Consider the following 23,795-nt stretch of genomic DNA (forward strand, 5'->3'; position numbering starts at 1 on the left):
TTGGGTATATTGCATGCACAATAATAGGAGTTAACATGCTGTCTCAAACTATGGTCGAACAATTGAATGAGCAAATTAACCTAGAATTTTTCTCATCCAATCTATACTTACAAATGAGTGCTTGGTGTGAAGACAAAGGTTTTGAAGGTGCGGCTGAATTTTTACGCGCTCACGCCGTAGAAGAAATGGAGCACATGCAACGCCTATTCACTTACGTGAGTGAAACTGGCTCAATGCCAATCTTAGGCGCTATTGATGCGCCTAAGCATGACTTTGCGAGCCTAGGTGACGTTTTCCGCGAGACATTTGAACATGAGCAAATGATCACGGAAAAAATCAACAAACTGGCGCACGTTGCATTTACTAGCCAAGACTACTCAACGTTTAACTTCCTACAGTGGTACGTGTCAGAACAGCACGAAGAAGAGAAGTTGTTTAAAGGGATTTTAGATAAGATCGAATTGGTAGGTGAAGACGGTAAAGCGTTGTTCTTCATTGACAAAGATCTAGCACAAATGGCGAAAGAAGGTTCATCTTCAATCATGGATGCTCCAGCTGCGTAAACGCGTTTTGGGACGTTGTAAGTAGCGGGTAAAGACGAAGTGTTGATCGTCTTTTTCTCTTGAGCATTGTTGAAGATGTAGGGAGGAAAAGATGATCAGTGGAGACACAATCTTATTTGCGCTAATGGTGGTAACTGGAGTTAATATGGTCCGGTATCTCACCGCTCTTCGTTCTCTAATTTATATCATGCGTGAAGCGCACCCGCTGTTATATCAGCAAGTTGATGGTAATGGTTTTTTTACCACTCATGGAAATGTCACCAAGCAGGTGAGGTTGTATCACTACATTAAAAGTAAAGAATATCATCATCACCACGATGAAATTTTTACTGGTAAGTGTGAAAGAGTGCGTGAACTGTTTGTTCTATCGACCGCGTTGCTCGGCGTGACGCTACTTGCGGCCTTCATTCTCTAAGAGTCAATAATCTAGATAGTTGTTCTGTCTGAGATTTTGCGGACATACAGAGCGCTTAGAGTTTAAGCGCTTTTCCCTTTCGGTATTTGTCGGTAGAATGTCGCGCCTAGAAAGCAAGGATGTGCAATGTGCACATCCTTTTTTATTTTGATTCGATACCAATCAGTCTAAGAGCTACCGATGAGTAAGAAATTTGATGTTGTTGTAATTGGCGCAGGCGCAGCAGGTTTAATGTGTGCTGCAGAAGCTGGCAAGCGAGGTCGCCGTGTTTTGGTGCTCGATCATGCTAAAAAGCCAGGACGTAAAATCCTTATCTCGGGCGGTGGTCGTTGTAACTTCACTAACTACGACGTTTCAGCTAATCACTATTTGTGTCAAAACCCGCACTTTGTTAAGTCGGCGCTCTCCCAATACACTAACTGGGATTTCATCTCGATGGTGTGTAAACATGGCATTGAGTTCGAAGAGCGTGATCACGGCCAGTTGTTTTGTGTCGATGCATTTACGGCCAAAGATATCGTGAAGATGTTGTTAGCTGAGTGTGACATGCCGAACATCGAGCAGCGTTACCAATGCGATGTTCATTCGATTGAAAAAATTGATGGAGGCTTTCGTTTGCATGCTGGTACTGAGATTGTCGAATGTGAGTCTTTAGTTATCGCAACAGGTGGCTTGTCGATGCCAAAACTGGGAGCGACACCATTTGGTTATAAAGTCGCGGAACAATTTGGTCTTCGAGTTATCCCAACCACGGCAGGGCTTGTTCCATTTACTCTGCATAAAGAAGACAAAGAAGACTTTGCTGAGTTATCTGGTATCGCGGTACCTGCGGAAATTACGGCTGAAGATGGCACCATGTTCAAAGAAGCCCTGTTGTTCACACATCGTGGGTTATCTGGTCCAGCAGTGTTACAGATTTCTTCATTCTGGCGGGCCGGACAAAAGGTGTTGATCAATCTTGTGCCAAACGATGATGTTGCTGAGTTATTAGAACGCAGTTGTGAGAAGCATCCAAATCAGTCACTCAAGAATACGCTTGCCAAAGTGCTGCCTAAGCGTCTGGTTGAAGTCTTAATTGAACGTAAAGAGCTAGTCGATAAACCGCTAAAACAGTTCAATCAAAAGGAGCTTGCGGCGATTGTGGAGCGTCTAGAGCATTGGGATATCGCCCCGAATGGCACCGAAGGCTACCGAACTGCGGAAGTGACACTCGGCGGTGTCGATACTGATCACTTATCCTCGAAAACCATGGAATGCAAAGACATTAAAGGGCTTTATTTTATTGGTGAAGTGATGGATGTGACTGGTTGGCTAGGGGGCTACAATTTTCAGTGGTGCTGGTCGAGCGGCTTTGTTGCGGGGCAGTGGGTTTAATCAAACACCAAACGCAGCCTAACTGCATAAAAGATAAGATACAAAAAGAGCAGTGAATAAAAGCCAGTGCTCTTTTTGTATTCCCATAGCGAGTTACTCGTCTTGATACTTTTCGAGTTTGTTATAGAGCGTTTTCACGCTAATGCCTAACTCCTGCGCTGATTCCGTTTTATTGCCTTGATTCTCTTCAAGGGTATTGAGAATGGCGGCTTTTTCTAGCTCTTCTAGCGAAACGCCCGCCGGAACAAGGTCTTCGATGCTGGTGCCTGTTTCCAATGGTGGTGTGTCGAAGATCAGGTGTTCATCTCGGATGGTGTCATCAGCCAAAATAAATGCACGCTCGATCGTGTGTTTGAGCTCACGGACATTACCTGGCCAGTCGTGTGCAGCGATTTTTTGGATCGCAGAGTCAAGAATCGTTTTGGTTTTTGCCTCATTGGCGTTGCGGTGCGCAATAAAGTGCTTGGCCAGACCGACGATATCACCGCCTCGTTCTCGCAGTGGCGGTATCGTTAATGGGAAATGCGATAAGCGGAAAAACAGATCTTCACGCAGGAACTGCTCCTCAATGGCGATTTTAGGATCACGGTTTGTAGCAGCAATGATGCGAGTATTAGCGATATGAACTGTATTACTGCCAACTGGGCGATACTCTCCGGTTTCTAGCACCCGCAATAGCTTCACTTGATGCTCGATAGGCATCTCGGTGATTTCATCTAAAAATAGGGTGCCGCCCTCTGCCTGCTTAAATACACCTTTGTGAGTTTTATTTGCTCCGGTAAAAGCGCCTTTCTCATGGCCAAACAGTTCACTATCAACCAATTCAGGGCTAATGGCACCACAGTTAATCGCTATAAAGGGCTGTTGTTTACGCTCACTCGCTAAGTGGATGGTCTGCGCCACCAGTTCTTTGCCTGATCCACTTTCACCGACAATAAGGACGTTGGCTTCGGTTTTTGCAACGCGCCTGATCATACGATAGAGCTGATGCATCGGAGAGGAAGAGCCGACCAAAAGACCAAATTGGTCAAGATCGCTGGTGGACACTTTACGCCCTTGATCTTGTTTGTGTTGATAGTACTGGCTGACTTCGCCCAGGGTGTCCGTCAGAATGGCAATATCAACGGGCTTTCTGTAGTGAAAAATAGCACCCAAGTTCATCAGCTTATCCAAGTTCTCATTTGGAGCGCCTGAGCTAATGATGATCAAGTCCATATCGTAGATGTCTTCGATATTAGAAAGACGTTGATAATCTGCACTAGTAAAGTGGGCGACTTCAACAATCGCAACTTCCGGTTTGAGTTGTAGAAAATCTTCAATCCATTGGTCTGCGGCATCGATGTCATGCAGACGAAATTTGTTCAGTTCCTGGCAAGAAGCGATGGCATTTTTAAGTGATGGATCTTGTATTCTTAGAAACAGGCTTGGCATCGACATAGAAATGTCCTCTTTACTATGACAGAAACAATGTACGTGGATTATTCTCACTTCACAAGACAAAATATTGTCAGCATAGATTTAAGGATTTGTTCGATATTTTTATGTTGTTAGCCCCTTTTTGATATATATCGGTGAGAGCCATCAGTAGATATTTCCTTTTGTTCTGATTTTTTTATTTAAAATAATAATTTTGCTATTAATTGATTCTGGAGAAATAGCCTTTCTGTTTTATCAGGTTATTTAGGCACAAGTGACGGAGGCTTTATCACCGATTAAAAATTACATTTATTACGTGTAAATAATTCATGCTTATACTTTATTGCTCATCTCATTTTTACCTCTTTCCCTTATTAGTTGCTTAAAAACAATAAGTTATAAAGTTGGCACATGGTTTGCTTCTAGGGAAGTGCAACGTCAATAAAGGAGAATTACCATGAATAACATCGCAGCTAAAATTGTACTTACGTCAGTTCTTGCTACTTCATCTACAGCAGTCTTAGCGAGTGATAAATGGCAAAAAGAATCCATGGACGCTTGGCTAGATGGTAAAGCTGAAACCACGCTACTGCTAAACAGCAATCTCAACTCTTTTGATATCAATACCGATGTTGAGAATCAGGTCGTTACCCTTTCTGGTTCGGTAAACAATGATCTTGAAAAATCACTTGCCGAAGAGCTTGTTACTGGTCTTGATGGTGTGAAAAAAGTAAACAACGAATTGTCAGTAGTGAATGAAGGCAAGAAAGAAACTGATTCAGAAGCTTTAGCTACACTGACCGATTCTAAAATCACGACTATAGTTAAAACGCGCCTACTAATGGATACCAATGTGAGTGGTACGGATATTGATGTAACGACAGAACGCAAAACGGTAACGTTGGCAGGTAAAGTTAATTCAGATGCGGAGCATGATCTTGCAATTTCAATTGCAAATAACACCAATGACGTAAATAAGGTGATTGATAAGCTAGAAGTGGTTCAATAATAGCGAGCTGAGTGATTTAACCCACTTTTATTAGGAGGTAACACTATGGTTCGTTGGATGTTTATTTTTCTGGCACTGGCACTAATTTCTGCACTATTAGGCTTTACCGGTATTGCAGGAGCTGCTGCCTCTATCGCGCAAGTGATATTTTACCTATTCCTATTGTCATTAATTGTATCAATAGTGATTGTTCTGCTGGGAAGAAAAAACGTAAATAGATAGGAGATTCCATGCGACTTACGTCATTTGTTTACCGTATCGCCGCAGTATTCGGTTTGGTGTTTGCGTTGGCAGCTTGTAGTGAAGAAGGGCCAATGGAACAGGCCGGCAAAAAGATAGATGAAGCCGCCGAAGAAACCCAAAATGCGATTGAAGATGAATGTGAAAACATTAAAGAAAATCTAAACGCTGAAGACCAAGACTGTTAGCCGAATCAGGTTAGGTTTTTTACGCATAGCTATGTAAGAGAGGGGCGGTCAATAACCGCCCTTCCTTTTGTCCCAATTGTTTACAATCAGATAAGGAGTCAAAGATGAAAAACATATTTGATGTACTGAAAGAGAGTCATGAAAAGCAACGCCTTTTACTCGATGCTCTGATGGAAACGTCTGGAGATTCCCCCGCTCGTGAAGAGTTTTATCACAACCTTAAAGAGGAACTCGAACAGCACGCAGCGGCAGAAGAGCGGTTTTTCTACGCGCCTTTAATAGATAGCGATAAGACCATTGATCTCACTCGCCATGGCATCGCAGAGCATCATGAAATTGATAAAGTGATTGCACAGCTTGATGCAACCGATATGAGCTCGCCAGCGTGGCTCAACCTAATGAAAACCTTGCGTCACAAAGTGTTGCACCATCTTGAGGAAGAAGAGCAGCGTTTCTTCCAGTTAGCCGGTAAGGTAATGACCGATAAGCAGAAAATGAAACTAGCGGATGGTTATGTTGAAGAGATGGTAAGCTAGGTAGAGTGTTGGACCTTTTCGTGCCATTTCGGCACGGGAAGGCACTCAATCAAGGCGTTTACTCAAGTTCATGTATCCAAGCTCAATCCCCCGCGTATTCTAACTTCCACTAAAAAGTGCACTCGCTGAAGGCAAGGAGAGCGAATGTTTATCATCAAATATTATATTCTTGGCGCTCTGATCAGTTTATTGGCCGCTATCTATACGCCTCAAATTATCGTTAGTCTGCTGTTCTTGTGGATATCGCTTTCTTTAGCGTTGGTCAGCGTAGCCTACGTATTCGACATTCCCTCTATTTTTAGAAAAAACCAAGATGGCAAGATTGTCAGGTGGATTCGCTGGGCATTCATCCCATTTCTATTGGGGGCTAGAGCGTATAACGCCTGGGAAAGACGGCGTGATACAGTGCCTCCAATCCAAAAAGTCAGTGACAATTTATACCTATCTCGCCGTTTGTTTCAGAGTGACTTAGATTTTCTCGAATCCAATGAGATTTCTTGTATTGTCGATGTCACCGCAGAATTTGCAGGCCTTGAAAGCGCGATGACCGACAAGCAGTTTCATTACCTTTCGATTCCGGTACTCGACCACAAAGCCCCAACGCTAGAGCGTCTTCGCCATGCGATTAACTGGATTGATACTCAAATCTCGTGCTCGCGGGCCGTGGTTGTGCATTGTGCGTTAGGGCGTGGTCGTTCAGTGTTTGTTGTGGCGGCGTATTTACTGAGCAAAGACCCGTCACTGACGGTTGAATCCGTGATGAAAAAAATCAATGACGTACGCAGTACCGCGAGATTGAATAAATTACAGATTAGAACGTTACGAGCGATCAGTGAAAAAGGCGTGCTAGGGCTGGATCAATCCACTTGGATGGTGGTTAACCCTGTTGCAGGTGGCGGAAAATGGGAGGAAAACGAACAGCACTTGATTCGTGAACTAACCAAAAAATATCGCTTGAGTATTCATCAAACCACCACAAACCTCAGCGCCGAGCAGCTAACACAACAGGCAAAAGAAAGTGGAGCTAAGCAAATCATCGTAGCTGGTGGCGATGGCACAGTAACAGAGGTGGCGAGCCAATTGGTGGATACCGACCTAAAACTCGGTATTAAACTCGGTATTGTTCCGCTCGGAACTGCCAATGCGTTATGTCATGTGCTCTATGGCGTTGGCGCAAAATTCTCACCGGTCGAAAAAGCGTGTGAAGCGTTGCTTGGCGGACACTGCCAACGTATTGATACTGCGGAATGTAATCAGCGGCTTATTTTATTGGTCTTAGGCATTGGGCTAGAACAGAAAATGATCGAGCACGCTCAGCGAGAAGAGAAAAATGTTTTTGGACAACTCGCTTACCTCACCGGCTTTTTTAATGCTGTAGTGGCGGAAGAAACGCAAGCTTTAACCGTATCGTTAGACGCTCCAACTGAAGATGGAAACCACGACAAGAATACACAAACGCTTGAAGTCCATAGTTTTGTCGTTGCGAATATCGCTCCATTTAGTACGTTGCTTGCCCAAGGTGGTGATGCGCCGCAGCCTGATGATGGCAAGCTGCATATCACATATTTAGATAACACCGAGTCTTTAGGCGGACGTCTTATCGCATTGTCGGATCTTACATTAACGAGCGTAGGCGCACAGGAAGAATCGACACATTTTCAATACGCGACGGCTCAGAGCGTCACTATTTCTGCGAATAAACCGATTGAGTATGTGATTGATGGTGAACTGTATTCTGATGAGCAACTGGCAATCAAGCTGCGTCCAAAGTCATTGAACGTATTTGTTCCAAGCCAGAGACGTAAATCAGCTTCGCTTTAACACAGATAATCCGCGGATAACGCGCCATTTGCTTCGTATTCTACATGGCGCTTTTTCTGTGTTGTTTGATGATTTGGTGTGCGTCGTAAAAAGGCTATTAAGGTCGCTGCGTAGATGCAGCGGCTTTTTTTCTATCTGCACCTTTTACTAGGTTGATTGGGGATGTGGTTTAAACAAAGTGAAAGAAAGAAGGGCGAGTATAATTACTCACCCTGAGGTAAGTGCTTTTCAATTTCATCGTTTTCAACTTGTAAAGCAGCTAACCAATAAGAAACAAGTGCGGTTAAGTTGGTGTCGTCAATGGCTCTAAGCAGGGCTTTTAAATCATCTAACAGTAATTTATTCATAAAATGCATTTCTTTGTAATTGCCTAACTCGGCAACGCCGTATTCGGTGGCATTTTCTGCAATGAATTTTTCACCATCTTGATCGAAGAACAGCTTCGCCATCTTTTTGATCATCACTTTTTCTATTTTCACGAATCGATATGCCGCTCTTGCGAGTGTCATATGTGATTGCGGGTTAACGAGAGGCAAACACGTTTGGCGATGGTGTGTCATTTTTACGAGTAGCTCCCTTACTCGATTGTTATCCAATGTCATAGTGACCTCTTTATTTATGACTATTGTCGTGGGACATTTCTCGTGATGGTTATGTTAATGCGCCTGTGGGCTTGTCAGAAATGGCCAAAGCAAGTTGGCCATTTCTTTGATCAATACCGAGCTTTATTGCAAAGGCGACCACCAAGTTTTAGCTAATAAGGCTGATGCTGCTGAGTTTTTCTTTGCAGCTTTTTATATCGCTACGAACTTTCAGCAGAACCGAGTTATCCGCCTGCTCTGGGTGGGAAGTAATCAAATTCTCAATCTCTTTGAGTACCTTGCTTTCGACACCTTCAAGCTGTTCTAAATACATAGACTCTTTGTCAGAGGACACTTCCTTCATCACGTCGCTGTAGACCTCACGCGCCTTGATGGTGTAGGAAACTGGAGTGTCGTCGGCAGATTCTTCATTGTTACTTGCTAGAGAGTAGGGAGTGAGCTCAATGACTGCACGCTCACGTACTCTGAGCAGTTCTACCAACACATTATTCAAAGAAGTGTTGTCGATGTTCTCGATGGCCTTGTTGTAAATTTCATTTCCGCTTTCGATAAGCTCAATGATTGAGGCGATGTTTTCATTTTTCATATGCCACTCCTTATTTACTGGTGATAGGGGTGTTTGAGCGTATGGAATACAAACACGATGTTCATCTTCAATTGCAGGTTGTATGCCAATGAGTTTTAAGTCTTATTAATCAGTGACTTAATGTCTTGTTTTGCAATAAATTGCTAACAGTCGGTAAGGCGCTAAGAAAAAATTACAAGAATGGCGGGGAAAGCCTGGAAAGAATTACACGTACAGATACGGCTTTTTATCGAAATAAAAATAAAATCAATAAAAAACAACAACTTAAAATTCTGGCATGGATATGGCTTTGTAGGGAGTAAGTGAGGTCAAACATTGTTTCACTTGATTCACTATTCAACTCATTAATGGAGGCTAGTTATGGCTACTACAAAAGAAAGCACAGTAAAACCTCAAGAGCAGTTAGAAGAAGCATATCACTTAGCGGAACAAGCCACGACGGAAGCCGTTGGCGCGATGAAAGATCAAGCCAAAGAGAAGCTGGATGTCGGTGCACAGCAAGTTCAGCAGGCGACTAAGTCGGCAGAAAATGTAATCAAGGAGCGCCCATTGCTGAGCATAGGCTGTGCCTTCCTTGCTGGTTGGGCGGTTTCGAAGCTGATCAAATAATAGTGGTCACCAAGGATTAAGCCACACAACAGAAAGGCGAGGCTTCACATGAATAACTCAGGGCAAGTTACCAATCAGCAATCAGGCTCGGCGGCTTCAGACAGCGGCCGAGCCCCTGATGGGGCAGAAGAACAGGATATCCAACAAACCATTAATGGTTTGAGCAGCATTCTTGCGCAATTGGACCAACTGACGAAATCGCTAAAAGCATGGTCAGGTTCAACGTTGGATTTGTTCCTCTTGGAGATGAAAGTTAACGTGTCCGCAGTACGTCAGATTTTGCTGTGTACCGTTGTTTTTACTCTATTGTCGGTATTGTTCGTATTCAGTTTGTGCCTTGCCTCTGGGGTGGTGGCTTATCAGTTAACTGCCAACGTGTATGTTGCCGTGGGTGTATTTATCACATCATTAGGCTTGGCATTATTTGCTTTAGCCTGGTGGCAGAAGCGTTTAGTTGGATTTCTTGGATTCAAAAATACGACAGAACAATTACAGGAGGGGTGGGATGCGCTCGCTACAAAAGCTCAATCGAGCCATGCGGATCAAGCGGATGGAAGGTAAAGCGTCTCTAGAGCAATGCTGTTTGTCGATGGAAATGTTCACGTTTACCACCAAGAAGTTTGTGAGAGAAAACCCTTGGACGACATTAGGCATTAGTGCTGTCGTTGCCGTTACCGCAGCAAAAGCAGGTCGATTGTCTCGACTGACTTCTTCTATTTCGTCAATGGGGCTATTGGTTAGCAGCGTGTCTGATATTACCGATTCGCTCACAAAGCTGGTCGCGGCAGCTTCTCTGGATGAGTCAGATGCGGAGCAAAATGGAAATGCAGCAACACAAGTAAGCAACGCTGCGACGACAGAGGGCGAACCACTCTAATAGCGGATTTCACCGCAAAATTTTCTTACCGATTCTGAGCTTATTATGACAGCGAAATTGAACATTCCTGCCAACACTGCGATTGGTGCAACGCTTCTCGTCCTGTTACTCGTCCCAGGGCTGTATTTTGCCAAGCCAATATTGTTACCTATTGTGCTTAGCACCTTTATTTCTCTGCTGTGCAGCCCTTTCATTAATTATCTTGAAGACAAAGGTTTACCACGTGCTATTACCGTCGTGTTGACGCTGTCATTCCTCGTTGGCGCCTCAATTATTGGTCTTGCCGCCATGTCGGAGCCCGCCAAGCAATGGTGGTCTGAGCTGCCCAGTATCGTGAAAAATGTGTCGCAAGAAGTAAGCGAAGTTACTAAAGCTTCGGCTGATCACCTTAATACTCCATTGAATATCGCCAACGATATGAGTATGGATGAGGTCGGGAACAACACCGTATTTTCTTTGGTAAAAACGCTCGCGACCACGACGCCGACGATTTTGACACAAGCGATGATCGTGCTGTTTATGGTTTACTTTATGCTCAATCATGGACGAAGCTTATTTCGAAAGTCAGTGTCTTACTTACATGGGTTCGCCAAACAGCGCCAAGCGATTGAGTTGGTCAAAGCGCTACAGAAAGACCTATCTCGATACATTGGCACCATCACTTTAGTGAATGCTGGGCTGGGGTTGAGTGTCGGGGCCGTGTTTTTTGTTCTAGGCCTTGAAGATCCATTTCTATGGGGCGCATTTGCAGGCGTGATGAATTTTGCGCCGTACCTCGGCCCTGTCATATCCATGGTGAGCTTTGGCTTTGTTGCTTATCTTCAGTTGGAGTCGGTCAGTTTTATGCTGACGGTGGTGTCTATCTATTTACTGCTCAATTTGATTGAAAGTCAGTTTGTTACACCAACACTATTGGGGAAAAGGTTTAACTTAAACCCGTTAGTGATTTTTGTTTGGCTTGTTTTTTGGGGCTGGCTTTGGGGCGGAATGGGACTATTGATCGGCGTGCCGTTACTGGTTTGTATCAATATTTTGGTTGATCGCCTAGAGCTATGCCAATCAACCCAAAATCAAGCAAAACAAATCACCTCCGCGGACGTGGCACCGCGAGAGTGACTTGAGGAGCAAGCTGGTTCAACGAAACAGTTTTTCAGCGCTCACTGGCTGACTAAATAAATATCCCTGACCATAAATACAGCCTTTTTCGAATAAATAATCGGCTTGTTCCCGAGTTTCTATCCCTTCCGCGACGACTTTCAACGACAGCGTTTTTCCCATGGCAATAATGGCATTCACAATCGCGTTGCTGTCGCTATTACTTGGGACATCACTGACAAATGAGCGGTCAATTTTCAGTTTGTTGATTGGCAAACCTTTCAAGTAAGACAAAGACGAATAGCCAGTTCCAAAGTCATCCAGAGAAATCTCAATACCCAGCTCTCGTAATTGATTTAACGATGCAATGGCTTGTTGAGGGTCGATCAGTAAAAAGCTCTCTGTGATCTCCAAATCTAACCGTTGGGCAGGGTATCCGGTGTTATCGAGGATAGTACTTAATCGCTGAATGAAATTTGACTGCTGAAGCTGCAACGCAGAAACATTGACGGCGATTTTGCCAAACTCGATGCCCTGGTCCAGCCAAGCATTACCTTGCAAACAAGCGTGTTGTAACACCCACTCACCAATGCTTTGAATCAGCCCTGTTTTTTCTGCAATTGGAATAAAGTCTGCTGGTGGTACAAGGCCAAACTCTGGATGCTGCCAGCGCAATAAAGCTTCCACGCCGACAATCGTATTTTGTTCCAAATTGTATTGCGGTTGGAATTCTAACCGGAGTTGTTGTTTTTCTATTGCTTGATGCAAAGCGGATTGAATGCGTACATGGGATACGGATTTATCGGTCAAATCCGGTGAGTAAAACGCGTAGCCGTTGCGTCCATTTTTCTTCGCTAAGTACATCGCGGTGTCTGCGTTTTTCAGTAAGGTTTCACTGTCTTGACCGTCTCTTGGGTACAAGGCAATACCAATACTGGTCGAGACACGAAGTGAGTCGTGATTTGCTAAGTCGAATGGTTGCTGGAATACGCTTAGAATATCGCCGACGGTTTCCAGTAAGGCAACATCACTATAGATGTCTGGCAAAATAATCACAAATTCATCGCCGCCAATGCGAGCCACATGCGCATTGAGGTGAAGCACATCTTGCAGACGAATCGCTAACTTAGACAGCAATTGGTCACCACAGAAGTGGCCCATGCTATCGTTGATGTGTTTGAAATGGTCGATATCTAAGAATAGGGTGGCAAACGTCTGCTGGTTTTTGTGTCCGGTTTCGATGTGTTGTTCGAGTAAGCTGAGTAAATGGGTGCGATTAGGTAGATTGGTTAATGGATCGTAAAAAGCCATGCGCTGCAGCTTTTCTTCGTGTGCCTTACGCACAGAGATATCTTCAAACACACAAATGTAGTTAATAAGGTGGTTTTTATCGTCCATTACGGCGCTAATGGTCGCTAATTGCGGATAAATGCTGCCATCTTTCTTTCTGTTGATGAATTCGCCTTTCCATTGGCCTTTGTTTTCGAGTTGATGCCACAACTGTTGATAGAAGCCTTGATCATGATGGCCTGAGCGCAGAATTCGTGGGTTTTTTCCTATCACCTCTTCAGAGCGGTAACCTGTAATTTGGGTAAAAGCCGTGTTTACATCAATGATGTTGGCATTGCGGTCTGTAATGACCATGCCTTCTTGCGAATTGTTGAAAATTTGGGACGCTAAGGAGAGCTGCGTTTCTACCATTTTTCGGCGGGTGATGTTACGTGTCATCCCCAGAATGCCGATTAAGTTTCCCGCATGATCACGGACAGGAGACTTAATGGTTTCTAGCCAAGTGGGGTTATTGTTTTCATCAATTTGACGGCATTCTTCAACAATATTTTGCGTGCCAGTGGCTACCACCAATTTATCGGCATCAATGAATTTTTCCGCACGTTCATGGCTAAACAGGGCAAAATCGTCTTTTCCAATGATTTCACTGTTGGTTTTTTGCCACGCGTTTTCTACGCTTCGGTTGGTCATCGAATAAAGGCCATCCATGCCTTTTATCCATACGTGGTCTTCAAGGCAGTCGATAAACTCTTGTAGTGTTGGTGTTGGCTTTATTTCCGCGCTTTGATGTCGCGTTTGTTCTTGCTGACAGTGCAAGTTGATATCAAAGCTGATCCGCCCCGCGATTGCGCTTAGCCATGCCGAAACAACCGTCGATTGATCATTAGGGTGAGTCAATGTCAGTACGGCAAGCAATTCGCCATTAGGTAGCCAAATCGGTCCTATGCTCAAGGTTTGCTCTTCAAAAGGGGTATGGCTAACTGTAAAATCTGTCGGCGTAAAGTGATCGACAACTTGCGTTATCACATCGACGATAGCACGATGATTTTGGGTTGAGGTGGACACCTCAGTCGATAGCCACTGCTGAGTATCGCTCAGAGTATAAAGCTGTCCCTGAGCTTGAGTTACATCACAGCATTGTCGCAGAACGTGTTGCCAGTCTGCCATCAAAGGCGAAGGAATAGCGAAGCGAAACATAATTAATAACGAGTCCTAAATCGCCCAAAGGTAATTATATTAGAATCTAGCGTAAGCTATTGGGCTTTGTGAGTATCGTATCCAACGCGTAGCTAAATCCTAGCAGCGTAAAGTGCTTTCTATCATTAAAATGTTATCTATATCTCTTTTTTATCCAACTTATTGCATCGTTTTTTAGGGCTTTTGATAGGTGATTAAGAAGCGTTTACCGCTTTGGTTTTCTTGCCCCATGAGACTTGCTGAATGACTAAGCCACTGATGATCAACACCAGGCCAATCAAGGTTGAAGGATGAATTTCTTCGCCGATGATAGTAGCTAACAACATGAGTGAGATAAATGGAGAAGCAAAGATCAGATTACTGATACGCGCGGTGTTTTGCGTTGATTTGAGTGCGCTCAGCCACAAAACGAAAGTGATCCCCATTTCAAACAGTCCGACATACGTCACCGCTGCCCAGCCTTTAGCTGAGATCATCTGCCAGTTCGCACCTTCATAAAGACTTAAACCAATGGCGAATGGAATAGCGACCAAAAAGCCGAGCAGAACGCCAACCACAGGGTCGGCCTTATTTTTGGTATTTAAAATCCAGTAACCGGCCCACAGCAGCGTTGATAGCAGCGCAAGACCAACACCCAACGGGCTCTCAAATTCCATGCCTAAAAGATTGCCTTGTGTGGCAATCACTATCACGCCGACATAACTAAAACCGCAAGCCAGCCAGTCCTTACCACGGATCTTTTGTCCTAAGAAAACAGCGGCCATTAGCGTTAAGGTGATGGCCCAGCTGTAGTTGATCGCTTGAGCCTGAGATGCGGGCAGCAAGTCATATGCTTTGAACAGAATAACGTAATACGCCAAAGGGTTAATCAACCCAAGCAGTAGGTAATACCAAGGGTTTGAGAAAAATGTAGCGCTTAACTGGCCCAGTTTACCTTGCACACCACAGATTACTGTTAGCGCAATCGCAGAGACGATGCTGGCAATGCATAGCATTTGAATCGGCGTAAATTCTGCCAACGTGAGTTTAAATGCGGTTGCAACGGTAGACCAAAGTAATACTGCTGAGAGCCCAAATCCTAGGGCGCGACGCTCGTTCATGATGCCTCTGCGTGATGATGTGCCGCTCGGTTTGGATAATTTGAGCGGAAGAAAGAATATTATAGGAAGGCCTAGTGTATGCGAGGATTTTTCATCCAACAAACTGGACATTTATCCAGTGTCTAAATACCATTGTTATAGATACAAAACACAGGCTAACTCGCTATTATGCAATGGATTCTTGAGTACCAATCTCTCATTCTCTCTTCTCTTTGTGCTGCCACGCTTAGTGGTGTCGCTGCCGGTTGGTGGGTGAAACAGCGTTTTATCACCCAAACTCAGCTTCTCGAGCAACAACTTGTTTCAGAAAAACAGCTTCATCAACAGCAACTTGAACAGGTCAAGCAAAGCCTTGCCGATGCCCAGCAAGAGTTGGATGAATTAGATGATGAGCGCGATAAAGCCGCGTTTGAAGTGCGTCAAACGCACGGAAAGCTGATGGCAGCTATGGAAAAACTGCGTTACTTCGAGGCCGTAAAGCAAGAGCGCCAGCAATACTTCGATGAGCTTGGTCAAATGCGTGAACACAAATCACGTCTAGAAACGCAACTGCGTGAACAGCAAGCTCGCCATGAGCAAATTAACCAAGCCAATGCAGAAAAACTGCAAATTTTAGAACAAGCGGAAGCACGCTTGAAACAACAATTTGAGCACTTGGCAAATCAACTGTTTGAAGAAAAAACCGCGAAGGTCGATTTGCAAAACCGTCAGAGTTTAGAAGGCTTGTTGTCACCGCTTAGAGAACAGTTAGAAGGGTTCAAAAAGCACGTTAATGACAGCTTTAGCCAAGAAGCTAAAGAGCGCCATACCTTAGTGCATGAGCTGAAAAACCTGCAACGTTTGAACGAGCAAATGACGCGCGAAGCAGTTAATTTGACCCAAGCGTTGAAAGGGGACAACAAACAACAAGGTAACTGGGGCGAAGTGGTGCTCGCTAGGGTACTTGCCGAATCTGGCTTGCGTGAAGGGCACGAATATCAGACTCAGGTGAACTTACAAAATGAAGCAGGCAAGCGTTACCAACCTGATGTCATTGTTCATCTCCCACAAAACAAACAAGTGGTTGTGGATTCTAAAATGGCGCTGGTTGCCTATGAGCGCTACTTCAACGCCGAAACTGATGCTGAGCGCGATCAGGCTTTGAATGCGCATTTAGCCGCTCTACGTGCACATATCAAAGGGTTAAGCATGAAGGACTACCACAAACTCAAAGGTATTCAGAGTTTGGACTATGTTCTGATGTTTATCCCGGTTGAGCCGGCGTTCCAAGTCGCGATTCAAGCCGATCCAAGTTTGATCAAAGACGCGATGGAGCAAAACATCATTTTGGTGAGCCCAACAACGTTGCTGGTGGCATTGCGCACCATTGATAATCTATGGCGCAATGAACGCCAAAATGAAAACGCCAAAATGATTGCGCAGCGTGCGACAAAACTCTACGACAAATTACGATTGTTTGTAGACGACATGGAGGGGCTCGGTGGTGCGCTGGATAAGGCGAATCAAAGCTATCAAGGTGCGATGAACAAGCTTGCCACAGGGCGCGGAAATGTGATTCGCCAAGCCGAAAGCTTTAAACACTTGGGAGTTGAAATTAAACGACCGATTTCTTCCGACCTCGCGCAGTTAGCGCAGAGTGATGCATTTTCAGAAAATGACCCGTTAGTAGAAAGACATCCGGCTGAGGATAAAGTAAACTAATCGCCCGCAGTGCAGTGGGCGATTTTATTTGTCAACAAACGCCCCGTAGAGGAAAGCGCTGCCTAAGAGGAATTAGAATGACGGACACAAGTTTGCAATCCAATACAGCGTTAGAGAATGAAACCACTCACTTTGGTTTCTCTACAGTGGCAAAAGACGAAAAAGTGACTAAGGTTGCCGAAGTATTCCACTCCGTGGCAACAAAATACGACATCATGAATGACCTGATGTCAGGTGGTATTCACCGCCTTTGGAAGCGCTTCACTATCGATTGTAGTGGCGCTCGCCCTGGCCAACGTATTCTTGACCTAGGTGGTGGTACGGGGGATTTGACGGCGAAATTCTCGCGCATTGTTGGCGATGAAGGCCATGTCATCCTTGCCGATATCAATAACTCAATGCTTAACGTTGGTCGCGATAAACTGCGTGATAACGGTATTGTGGGTAACGTGCATTACGTTCAAGCCAACGCAGAAGAACTGCCGTTCCCAGATGATTATTTTGATGTCATCACCATCAGTTTTTGTTTGCGTAATGTGACTGACAAAGACAAAGCGCTTCGTTCAATGTTCCGCGTACTGAAGCCAGGCGGCCGTCTATTGGTGTTGGAATTTTCAAAACCAGTGCTAGAGCCGTTATCGAAAGTATACGACGCATATTCATTCCACTTGTTGCCGAGAATCGGTGAGCTAGTTGCGAATGACTCAGAGAGTTACCGCTACCTAGCGGAGTCAATCCGTATGCATCCAGACCAAGAAACGCTGGAAGGCATGATGCAAGAAGCAGGTTTTGAAAACACCAAATACTACAACTTAACTGGTGGTATTGTGGCTTTGCATCGCGGTTATAAATTCTAAGGGTTAACGGCATGCCATTTGAACCACTTATCACCGCTGTGATTGAAACGTCACTGAATACACTGATCAAAGACGACCCTGCATTGGGCCGTCGTTTAGCGCGTCTAAAAGGTCAAGTTATTCAAGTTCACCTGAAAGAGATCAATAAAACACTGACATTCGTTTTTAGTCAGCAAATTGATGTGCTTGGTCATTACGAAGGGCAGCCTAACTGCTATCTATCGCTCAACTTGAGTGTGTTACCAGAGCTGCGCGATCAGGCCAACATCACTCGTCTTATTAAACAAGATAAACTTGAACTCGAAGGCGATATTCAATTGGCGCAGAAATTCTCTCAGTTGATGGTGGATTGCAAACCAGATGTTGAAGAGTGGTTGTCTCGCGTGACTGGCGATGTCGCCGCACATACCTTTGTGCAAGGTTCAAAAAACATCGGCAACTTTCTTGCGTCTCAAGCAGAAAAACACCAGCGTCATCTTGCGCAAGTAGTGACTGAAGAATGGAAACTGGCTCCCGCTCCGTTAGAAGTGGCCTATTTCTGCGACCAAGTTGATGAGGTTCGCAGCCAGGCTTCTCGTATTGAAGCTCGTTTAACGGCTTTGCTGAATAAGCTGGATGCAGATAAGCCTGCATTGGAGAAACCATGACGCCAGCAGAACTAAAGCGCTTATACCACATCGCCAAAGTACAACTGGAATACGGCTTAGATGAGCTGCTTCCCGATCACCAACTGACCAAAGCGCCGCTTTTACTGCGCAAAAGCTTGTTTTGGATTAAGAACAAGCACCCAGAAAAACCACTCGGTGAACGTCTGCGTTTAGCACTGCAAGAGCTGGGGCCGGTTTGGATTAAGTTCGGTCAGATGATGTCGACGCGCCGTGACTTATTTCCTCCGCATATCGCTGATCCCCTAGCTTTACTTCAAGACCAAGTCGCGCCTTTTGATGGCGAGTTGGCAAAAAAGCAGATGGAGCAAGCATTAGGTGGTCCGTTAGAAAAATGGTTTACCGAGTTTGATATCAAACCACTGGCGTCTGCGTCGATTGCTCAGGTACATACTGCGCGCATAAAAGACACTAACCAAGAAGTGGTATTAAAGGTTATCCGCCCAGATATTCGCCCAGTCATTGATTCAGATCTAAAACTGATGCACCGAATGGCGCGTATAGTCGCCGGAGCGATGCCTGAAGCACGTCGTTTAAAACCAGTTGAAGTCGTGCGTGAGTACGAGAAAACCCTGCTTGATGAACTCGACTTGCGACGTGAGGCGGCGAATGCCATTCAGTTGCGCCGCAACTTTGAAGGCAGCGAAGAATTATATGTTCCTGAAGTTTTTCCCGACTTCAGTAATGAAACTGTCATGGTTTCTGAGCGAATATATGGCATTCAAGTCTCTGATATTGAAGGCTTGAAAGCAAATGGCACCAATATGAAATTGCTCGCGGAACGCGGTGTGAGTGTGTTCTTCACTCAGGTGTTCCGAGACAGCTTTTTCCATGCCGATATGCATCCGGGTAATGTGTTCGTCAAACCCGAACATCCAGAGAACCCAATGTGGATAGGGCTAGATTGCGGAATCGTTGGTACACTTAATAGCGAAGACAAGCGTTATCTGGCGGAAAACTTCCTGGCGTTTTTCAATCGTGACTACCGCCGAGTGGCGGAGTTACATGTGGATTCAGGGTGGGTGCCTGCGGATACCAATGTCGATGAGTTTGAGTTCGCGATTCGCATTGTGTGTGAGCCTATTTTTGCTAAGCCATTGTGCGAAATCTCCTTTGGTCATGTGTTGTTGAATTTGTTCAACACGGCACGTCGATTCAATATGGAGGTTCAGCCACAACTTGTACTGTTGCAAAAAACGCTGTTGTACGTGGAAGGGCTTGGTAGGCAGCTATATCCTCAACTTGATTTGTGGGAGACCGCAAAACCATTCCTGGAAGAATGGATGATGAATCAAGTTGGGCCGCAAGCTCTAGTGAATGCGATTAAAGACCGCGCACCATTTTGGGCAGAGAAATTACCTGAACTGCCAGAGCTACTTTACGATAGCCTGAAACAAGGTAAAGCGATGAACCAACGTATGGATCAGCTTTACCAAGGGTATCGTCAGAGCAAGCGCCAGCAGGCGACAGGAAAGTTTTTGTTTGGCGTTGGCGCGACTTTAGTCGTATGCTCGGCAATATTGGTGAACGATGCTTTTGAGCAGCTTTCGTTGGCCTGCGGTATCGCAGGTGTCACATTTTGGCTGCTTAGTTGGCGAGCTTATCGTCAATAGACGTTAAACTCTTGAAATATTTTTGTTTGTTTAAAGACCCGAGGTAAAGAGAATGGGTGGTATCAGTGTTTGGCAACTTCTAATCATTGCTGTAATTGTTGTATTGCTATTCGGAACAAAGAAACTACGCGGTATCGGTGGCGATCTGGGTGGTGCCGTTAAGGGCTTCAAAAAAGCGATGAGCGAAGATGAACCTGCGAAAAATGACAAAGACGCAGACTTCGAACCAAAAAGTCTAGAAGAGCAGCAGAAAAAAGAAGCTGCTCCTGAAACGAAAAAAGACAAAGAGCAGGCGTAAAACGTGTTTGATATCGGTTTTTGGGAACTGGTATTAATATCTGTTGTTGGTCTGGTCGTTCTTGGGCCGGAGCGTTTGCCTCATGCTATTCGCAGCGTGTCTCGCTTTATCGGTGCCGCTAAGAGTATGGCAAATAGCGTCAAAGACGAATTGTCACACGAGCTGAAAGTCCAAGAGCTGCAAGAAAACTTGCGCAAAGCAGAACAAATGGGGATGGATGATTTATCCCCTGAGTTGAAATCTTCAGTTGAAGAGTTGAAGAAGGCAGCGCAATCTGTAAATCGTCCTTACGCAAAGAACACCGATTCAGAGGCTGAGCCTGTAAAAACAGAGCCAGCAGCAGAAAAGGTAGAGAAAGCGGAAGAGAGCAAGGTTACAGCGGCAGATAAGAAAGCCGAATAGTCTCATTAGGAGGAGCTACTAGTGATTGGTAGCTCCTTTTTGATCTGGTTTTTAATAAGAGGTTTGCCATGTCTACCGTCGAGCAGACACAACCTTTAATTAGTCATTTGTTGGAGCTTCGCAACCGACTACTGCGCTCAATCCTCGCAGTGTTGGTCGTGTTTGTCGGACTAATTTATTTCTCTAACCACATTTACGAGTTTGTTTCCGCACCTTTAGTAGAACGTCTACCTGAAGGCGCGACCATGATTGCTACGGATGTAGCGTCACCTTTTTTTACGCCACTTAAGCTGACGTTAATTGCTTCGGTATTTATTGCGGTGCCGTTTATTTTGTATCAAGTTTGGGCCTTTGTAGCGCCAGGTTTGTACAAGCATGAACGTCGATTGATCATGCCACTGCTGTTCTCTAGTTCGCTATTGTTCTACTGTGGAGTGGCATTTGCCTACTTCGTGGTATTTCCATTGGTGTTTGGCTTCTTTACCGCCATCTCTCTTGGTGGAGTAGAGTTTGCAACTGATATCTCGAGTTATCTCGACTTTGTGCTGGCGCTATTTATGGCGTTTGGTATCGCATTTGAGGTGCCTGTTGCGATTATTTTGTTGTGTTGGACTGGGGCCACTACACCAGAAGATTTAAGACAGAAACGTCCTTATATTATAGTGGCTGCGTTTGTCGTAGGTATGGTGTTAACGCCACCAGACATGATCTCGCAAACCTTACTCGCTATTCCGATGTGTTTACTGTTTGAAGTCGGTTTGTTCTTCGCGCGTTTTTATACTCGTCGAAGCGAAGAAGTAGAAGCGGAAACCGAAGAATAAGGCTAATCTAGTGACCCGTCCTGATATGGGTTGACACTTTTTAACTAAAACGCTCGATGTACTTCATCGGGCGTTTTGTATTTTAAAGCCGTATGAGGCCTCATTTGATTATAGATATCTACGGACTCTGCTACCATCGTCCTTGCTTCTTTCAGATCTTTCGGTTTCTTCAGCAAGAGCTCCATTTTGAGTATCCCATTTACACGCTCAGCTAAAGCATTCTGATAACAGTCATACCCGTCAGTCATTGAGCAAGTCACTCTATGTTTCTTATGGATATCTTGATATTCCCTCGAACAGTATTGTGAGCCTCTATCTGAGTGGTGTATTAGCTTTTCTTCACTCTGCCGTTGCCTGAGAGCTGAGATAAATGCCCGCTTAACTGATTGAGTTTTCATGTTGTCATCCACATAAAAACCAACAATCTTCCTTGAATAAGCGTCTGTAACCAAGCTGAGATAACTCTCTCCATTTTGAGTTGGCAAGTAAGTAATATCAGCAACCCACAGTTGTTCTGGCTTCGTTGGTGTCAGCCCATCTTTCACTTTGTTTGGGTGACAGAAAAATCGATGACGGCTGTCAGTCGTTCGGTGATAGGCTCGTCTTGCTCTCACTAACAGCCGATGCTTTCTGAGAAGTTCAAAGAGCTTATCGCGACCTATTTGAATGCCCTTTGTTGCTGCTAAGAACTTCAGTTTACGCGTGCCAATGCGTGGCTGCTTCAGCCTGACTTCACGGACAAAGCCAATGACAGCATGCTCATGATGTTCACAACGAGATTGAGTTTGGCATTGCTTATAATAAGCTTGGCGAGAGATTTGTACTAACTGACAAAACTTCGTAACGCTCAAACCTACAATGGTTTTCTCTTGGACAACGCTTCTTTGTGCTTTTTTGTCACTCTAACACCATAGTCACGTTCCATAACGTTCACGACAGCTTCAAAGAAGTCGGCTTTGAGTTGAGCATCTTCGAGCTGCTTCTCAAGCTCTTTAATACGTTGCTCTGGTGTAGGAGGTAAATTGAACTCGGCCATAGAGTCTCCTTTGGACATAAAGTTAGGTGTCCCTTTAGACCAATCTAGTCGACCATGCTTACGAAGCCAAACCAAAACCGTAGAGCAACCTTGGATGCCATACTTCTCTTGGGCTTGTTTGTAAGTGAGGCTTCCTTTTTCAACCTCATCAACTACAGTGAGTTTAAAAGCGAGGGAGTAATCGCGCTGAGTTCTTTTAGTTGTTGATTTCATAACACTCTCCAATTTTTTTGGGGGGAAAGTGTCAACCTTATTTAGGACGGCACATAGATGTGAAAAGCGGCTCAATTGAGCCGCTTTTTTTTGCGGTTGGTTTTTTCTTGGGCTAATTACTTAACTTTCATGACGTAACCACATTTTGTGCATACGTATACTTCCTTGATGCCCAGCAGCTTTTGAAAAAAACTGCGCGGTACGCGTTGTAAGTAAGCACCATGTGTACACACTTCAACTTCCATATTCATGCTGTTTTACATTTGTGCTAATTAATGGGCGTAAATCAGTATAGAAAAATAATGTGTCGAGTTGTCGACAGTTTTGCAAAGCGGACGAAGTAAAGTGACGATATGAGAAGTAAGTAGAGTTGCTAGTTAATTATTATGTTTATCAATAATTTTGTATGGATTGTTCTACTATTTCAACGGGTTGAATCGTTCATTCAATAGTTTAGGTGATAAAAAAGCGACGTTGATTTCGTCGCTTTTTTCAATTCTCGTGAATTAAATATTAAACAGCTTTTTGGCATTCTCAGTCGTTATGGCATCGATGGTTGCGATGTCGACATCACGCAAGTCGGCAACACGTTGTGCAACGAGAGAAGTGTAGGCTGGTTCATTACGTTTACCACGGTGTGGCACAGGCGCTAAATATGGACAGTCGGTTTCTAAAATGACCCACTGCATATCCAAATGTGGAATGACTTTATCCATCCCGCCATTCTTAAAGGTCGATACGCCACCCAAGCCTAAGTGGAAGCCTAGCTCATTGATTGCTTGCGCTTCTTCTAAGCTGCCTCCAAAACAGTGGAATACACCACGCAGACGACCATCTTGCTCTTGTCTTAGCAAAGTGAGTGTTTCTTCAATCGAATCACGAGTGTGGATAACGACTGGTAAGTCCATCTCTTTTGCCCAGTTAAGTTGAGCTACGAACGCCATTTCTTGCTCAGCACGATAGGTTTTATCCCAATACAGGTCGATACCGATTTCGCCCACCGCAATAAACTTGTGTTTCTCAAACCAACCGCGGATGATCTCCAACGTTTGTTCAACATTGCTGTCCACATAACAAGGGTGGAGTCCCATCATTGAGTGGCACACGTCAGGATATGCCGCTTCGGTTTGTAGCATGGGCTCAATAGAGTCCAGATCGATGTTTGGCAACAGGATTTTATTAATGCCTTGCGTTAAGGCGCGTTGTACTACTTCATCGCGGTCGTTATCAAATTCGCTGGCATAGATGTGCGCGTGGGTATCGATCATCGT

The 23,795-nt window shown here is 44.7% G+C and carries 26 protein-coding genes; 19 read left to right on the forward strand and 7 right to left on the reverse strand.

All coding sequences use genetic code 11. From position 1 onward, the window contains the following. The first annotated feature begins 35 nt into the window (after positions 1-35). The 3 genes from ftnA (at position 36) to N646_RS11300 (ending at position 2,352) form a co-directional block, all read left to right on the forward strand. Positions 36-563 carry a non-heme ferritin gene (gene ftnA / locus N646_RS11290; RefSeq protein WP_005379167.1) on the forward strand — a complete coding sequence of 176 codons (528 nt, stop codon included), beginning with the start codon at positions 36-38 and terminating at the stop codon, positions 561-563. Positions 564-654: 91 nt separating this feature from the next. After that, the gene (gene uspB / locus N646_RS11295; RefSeq protein ID WP_005379169.1) at positions 655-978 is read left to right on the forward strand and encodes a universal stress protein UspB; all 324 of its coding nucleotides are present in this window, start codon (positions 655-657) and stop codon (positions 976-978) included. A gap of 180 nt (positions 979-1,158) precedes the next feature. Further along, positions 1,159-2,352: a BaiN/RdsA family NAD(P)/FAD-dependent oxidoreductase gene (locus tag N646_RS11300; RefSeq protein ID WP_017821111.1), complete on the forward strand. Its 1,194-nt coding sequence runs from the start codon at positions 1,159-1,161 to the stop codon at positions 2,350-2,352. 93 nt (positions 2,353-2,445) lie between these two features. Here N646_RS11300 and N646_RS11305 read toward each other — a convergent pair whose 3' ends face one another. Then, positions 2,446-3,789 carry a sigma-54 interaction domain-containing protein gene (locus N646_RS11305; protein ID WP_017821110.1) on the reverse strand — a complete coding sequence of 448 codons (1,344 nt, stop codon included), beginning with the start codon at positions 3,787-3,789 and terminating at the stop codon, positions 2,446-2,448. A 436-nt stretch (positions 3,790-4,225) separates the two neighbouring features. Here N646_RS11305 and N646_RS11310 point away from each other — a divergent pair, with 436 nt between their 5' ends. The 5 genes from N646_RS11310 to N646_RS11330 all read left to right on the forward strand — a co-directional run bounded on the left by N646_RS11310 (position 4,226) and on the right by N646_RS11330 (position 7,562). Next, positions 4,226-4,777 carry a BON domain-containing protein gene (locus N646_RS11310; RefSeq protein ID WP_017821109.1) on the forward strand — a complete coding sequence of 184 codons (552 nt, stop codon included), beginning with the start codon at positions 4,226-4,228 and terminating at the stop codon, positions 4,775-4,777. 45 nt (positions 4,778-4,822) lie between these two features. Continuing rightward, the gene (locus tag N646_RS23750; protein WP_005379177.1) at positions 4,823-4,999 is read left to right on the forward strand and encodes a DUF1328 family protein; all 177 of its coding nucleotides are present in this window, start codon (positions 4,823-4,825) and stop codon (positions 4,997-4,999) included. A gap of 8 nt (positions 5,000-5,007) precedes the next feature. Continuing rightward, positions 5,008-5,205 (forward strand): hypothetical protein, encoded by a 198-nt coding sequence (locus tag N646_RS11320; protein ID WP_017821108.1) that lies wholly within the window; start codon positions 5,008-5,010, stop codon positions 5,203-5,205. A gap of 104 nt (positions 5,206-5,309) precedes the next feature. Continuing rightward, positions 5,310-5,741: a hemerythrin domain-containing protein gene (locus N646_RS11325; RefSeq protein WP_017821107.1), complete on the forward strand. Its 432-nt coding sequence runs from the start codon at positions 5,310-5,312 to the stop codon at positions 5,739-5,741. A 144-nt stretch (positions 5,742-5,885) separates the two neighbouring features. Then, on the forward strand, positions 5,886-7,562 hold the full coding sequence (locus N646_RS11330) for a diacylglycerol kinase family protein (RefSeq protein ID WP_017821106.1): 1,677 nt from the start codon (positions 5,886-5,888) through the stop codon (positions 7,560-7,562). 203 nt (positions 7,563-7,765) lie between these two features. Here N646_RS11330 and N646_RS11335 read toward each other — a convergent pair whose 3' ends face one another. Both N646_RS11335 and N646_RS11340 read right to left on the reverse strand, forming a co-directional pair. Beyond that, positions 7,766-8,164 carry a hypothetical protein gene (locus N646_RS11335; protein WP_017821105.1) on the reverse strand — a complete coding sequence of 133 codons (399 nt, stop codon included), beginning with the start codon at positions 8,162-8,164 and terminating at the stop codon, positions 7,766-7,768. Between the two features lie 148 nt (positions 8,165-8,312). Continuing rightward, a complete protein-coding gene (locus tag N646_RS11340; RefSeq protein ID WP_005379194.1) occupies positions 8,313-8,750 on the reverse strand; it encodes a DUF2383 domain-containing protein in 438 nt (145 codons plus the stop codon). A 360-nt stretch (positions 8,751-9,110) separates the two neighbouring features. Here N646_RS11340 and N646_RS11345 point away from each other — a divergent pair, with 360 nt between their 5' ends. Genes N646_RS11345 through N646_RS11360 form a run of 4 tightly spaced genes read left to right on the forward strand, consistent with a single transcriptional unit; the run spans position 9,111 to position 11,352 of the window. Continuing rightward, positions 9,111-9,359 carry a hypothetical protein gene (locus N646_RS11345; protein ID WP_005379196.1) on the forward strand — a complete coding sequence of 83 codons (249 nt, stop codon included), beginning with the start codon at positions 9,111-9,113 and terminating at the stop codon, positions 9,357-9,359. A gap of 48 nt (positions 9,360-9,407) precedes the next feature. Further along, positions 9,408-9,920 (forward strand): phage holin family protein, encoded by a 513-nt coding sequence (locus tag N646_RS11350; protein ID WP_005379198.1) that lies wholly within the window; start codon positions 9,408-9,410, stop codon positions 9,918-9,920. After that, entirely contained in the window at positions 9,910-10,236 is a 327-nt protein-coding gene (locus N646_RS11355; RefSeq protein ID WP_017821104.1) for a hypothetical protein, read from the forward strand. Before N646_RS11350 ends, N646_RS11355 begins: the two co-directional genes overlap by 11 nt. 45 nt (positions 10,237-10,281) lie before the next feature. Continuing rightward, positions 10,282-11,352 carry an AI-2E family transporter gene (locus N646_RS11360; protein ID WP_005379202.1) on the forward strand — a complete coding sequence of 357 codons (1,071 nt, stop codon included), beginning with the start codon at positions 10,282-10,284 and terminating at the stop codon, positions 11,350-11,352. 18 nt (positions 11,353-11,370) lie between these two features. On the opposite strand, the gene N646_RS11365 is transcribed toward N646_RS11360, so the two are convergent. Further along, the gene (locus N646_RS11365) at positions 11,371-13,818 is read right to left on the reverse strand and encodes an EAL domain-containing protein (RefSeq protein ID WP_017821103.1); all 2,448 of its coding nucleotides are present in this window, start codon (positions 13,816-13,818) and stop codon (positions 11,371-11,373) included. A 194-nt stretch (positions 13,819-14,012) separates the two neighbouring features. Then, positions 14,013-14,918: a DMT family transporter gene (locus N646_RS11370; RefSeq protein WP_017635023.1), complete on the reverse strand. Its 906-nt coding sequence runs from the start codon at positions 14,916-14,918 to the stop codon at positions 14,013-14,015. 168 nt (positions 14,919-15,086) lie between these two features. Here N646_RS11370 and rmuC point away from each other — a divergent pair, with 168 nt between their 5' ends. From rmuC to tatC, 7 genes are all read left to right on the forward strand, one after another. Beyond that, positions 15,087-16,619 (forward strand): DNA recombination protein RmuC, encoded by a 1,533-nt coding sequence (gene rmuC, locus N646_RS11375; RefSeq protein WP_005379209.1) that lies wholly within the window; start codon positions 15,087-15,089, stop codon positions 16,617-16,619. A gap of 77 nt (positions 16,620-16,696) precedes the next feature. After that, complete coding sequence (gene ubiE, locus N646_RS11380; protein WP_017635022.1) at positions 16,697-17,476, forward strand: bifunctional demethylmenaquinone methyltransferase/2-methoxy-6-polyprenyl-1,4-benzoquinol methylase UbiE; 780 nt, start codon at positions 16,697-16,699, stop codon at positions 17,474-17,476. 11 nt (positions 17,477-17,487) lie between these two features. Continuing rightward, a complete protein-coding gene (locus tag N646_RS11385) occupies positions 17,488-18,123 on the forward strand; it encodes a ubiquinone biosynthesis accessory factor UbiJ (protein WP_005379213.1) in 636 nt (211 codons plus the stop codon). Continuing rightward, positions 18,120-19,754 (forward strand): ubiquinone biosynthesis regulatory protein kinase UbiB, encoded by a 1,635-nt coding sequence (gene ubiB / locus N646_RS11390; RefSeq protein WP_005379226.1) that lies wholly within the window; start codon positions 18,120-18,122, stop codon positions 19,752-19,754. The genes N646_RS11385 and ubiB overlap by 4 nt, the downstream gene beginning before the upstream one ends. 52 nt (positions 19,755-19,806) lie before the next feature. Then, positions 19,807-20,052 carry a Sec-independent protein translocase subunit TatA gene (gene tatA, locus N646_RS11395; protein ID WP_005382958.1) on the forward strand — a complete coding sequence of 82 codons (246 nt, stop codon included), beginning with the start codon at positions 19,807-19,809 and terminating at the stop codon, positions 20,050-20,052. A gap of 3 nt (positions 20,053-20,055) precedes the next feature. Next, complete coding sequence (gene tatB, locus N646_RS11400; RefSeq protein WP_005382959.1) at positions 20,056-20,454, forward strand: Sec-independent protein translocase protein TatB; 399 nt, start codon at positions 20,056-20,058, stop codon at positions 20,452-20,454. A gap of 68 nt (positions 20,455-20,522) precedes the next feature. Next, positions 20,523-21,275, forward strand: a complete 753-nt coding sequence (tatC, locus tag N646_RS11405; protein ID WP_005379234.1) for a twin-arginine translocase subunit TatC — start codon at positions 20,523-20,525, stop codon at positions 21,273-21,275. A 44-nt stretch (positions 21,276-21,319) separates the two neighbouring features. On the opposite strand, the gene N646_RS11410 is transcribed toward tatC, so the two are convergent. After that, positions 21,320-22,524 (reverse strand): IS3 family transposase gene (locus tag N646_RS11410; RefSeq protein ID WP_102949714.1). Its coding sequence is split into 2 segments (ribosomal slippage): positions 21,320-22,173 and positions 22,173-22,524, totalling 1,206 coding nucleotides; the frame shifts between segments, so codons are not numbered across the junction. Between the two features lie 506 nt (positions 22,525-23,030). Next, on the reverse strand, positions 23,031-23,792 hold the full coding sequence (locus N646_RS11420; protein WP_017821949.1) for a TatD family hydrolase: 762 nt from the start codon (positions 23,790-23,792) through the stop codon (positions 23,031-23,033). Between the last annotated feature and the right edge of the window lie 3 nt (positions 23,793-23,795).

Source organism: Vibrio alginolyticus NBRC 15630 = ATCC 17749, assembly GCF_000354175.2.
GTDB lineage: Bacteria > Pseudomonadota > Gammaproteobacteria > Enterobacterales > Vibrionaceae > Vibrio > Vibrio alginolyticus.

Coding starts and splice junctions, on each gene's coding strand:
- ftnA (WP_005379167.1), top strand. CDS start 36: ATGCTGTCTCAAACTATGGTCGAACAATTGAATGAGCAAATTAACCTA.
- uspB (WP_005379169.1), top strand. CDS start 655: ATGATCAGTGGAGACACAATCTTATTTGCGCTAATGGTGGTAACTGGA.
- N646_RS11300 (WP_017821111.1), top strand. CDS start 1,159: ATGAGTAAGAAATTTGATGTTGTTGTAATTGGCGCAGGCGCAGCAGGT.
- N646_RS11305 (WP_017821110.1), bottom strand. CDS start 3,789: ATGTCGATGCCAAGCCTGTTTCTAAGAATACAAGATCCATCACTTAAA.
- N646_RS11310 (WP_017821109.1), top strand. CDS start 4,226: ATGAATAACATCGCAGCTAAAATTGTACTTACGTCAGTTCTTGCTACT.
- N646_RS23750 (WP_005379177.1), top strand. CDS start 4,823: ATGGTTCGTTGGATGTTTATTTTTCTGGCACTGGCACTAATTTCTGCA.
- N646_RS11320 (WP_017821108.1), top strand. CDS start 5,008: ATGCGACTTACGTCATTTGTTTACCGTATCGCCGCAGTATTCGGTTTG.
- N646_RS11325 (WP_017821107.1), top strand. CDS start 5,310: ATGAAAAACATATTTGATGTACTGAAAGAGAGTCATGAAAAGCAACGC.
- N646_RS11330 (WP_017821106.1), top strand. CDS start 5,886: ATGTTTATCATCAAATATTATATTCTTGGCGCTCTGATCAGTTTATTG.
- N646_RS11335 (WP_017821105.1), bottom strand. CDS start 8,164: ATGACATTGGATAACAATCGAGTAAGGGAGCTACTCGTAAAAATGACA.
- N646_RS11340 (WP_005379194.1), bottom strand. CDS start 8,750: ATGAAAAATGAAAACATCGCCTCAATCATTGAGCTTATCGAAAGCGGA.
- N646_RS11345 (WP_005379196.1), top strand. CDS start 9,111: ATGGCTACTACAAAAGAAAGCACAGTAAAACCTCAAGAGCAGTTAGAA.
- N646_RS11350 (WP_005379198.1), top strand. CDS start 9,408: ATGAATAACTCAGGGCAAGTTACCAATCAGCAATCAGGCTCGGCGGCT.
- N646_RS11355 (WP_017821104.1), top strand. CDS start 9,910: ATGGAAGGTAAAGCGTCTCTAGAGCAATGCTGTTTGTCGATGGAAATG.
- N646_RS11360 (WP_005379202.1), top strand. CDS start 10,282: ATGACAGCGAAATTGAACATTCCTGCCAACACTGCGATTGGTGCAACG.
- N646_RS11365 (WP_017821103.1), bottom strand. CDS start 13,818: ATGTTTCGCTTCGCTATTCCTTCGCCTTTGATGGCAGACTGGCAACAC.
- N646_RS11370 (WP_017635023.1), bottom strand. CDS start 14,918: ATGAACGAGCGTCGCGCCCTAGGATTTGGGCTCTCAGCAGTATTACTT.
- rmuC (WP_005379209.1), top strand. CDS start 15,087: ATGCAATGGATTCTTGAGTACCAATCTCTCATTCTCTCTTCTCTTTGT.
- ubiE (WP_017635022.1), top strand. CDS start 16,697: ATGACGGACACAAGTTTGCAATCCAATACAGCGTTAGAGAATGAAACC.
- N646_RS11385 (WP_005379213.1), top strand. CDS start 17,488: ATGCCATTTGAACCACTTATCACCGCTGTGATTGAAACGTCACTGAAT.
- ubiB (WP_005379226.1), top strand. CDS start 18,120: ATGACGCCAGCAGAACTAAAGCGCTTATACCACATCGCCAAAGTACAA.
- tatA (WP_005382958.1), top strand. CDS start 19,807: ATGGGTGGTATCAGTGTTTGGCAACTTCTAATCATTGCTGTAATTGTT.
- tatC (WP_005379234.1), top strand. CDS start 20,523: ATGTCTACCGTCGAGCAGACACAACCTTTAATTAGTCATTTGTTGGAG.
- N646_RS11420 (WP_017821949.1), bottom strand. CDS start 23,792: ATGATCGATACCCACGCGCACATCTATGCCAGCGAATTTGATAACGAC.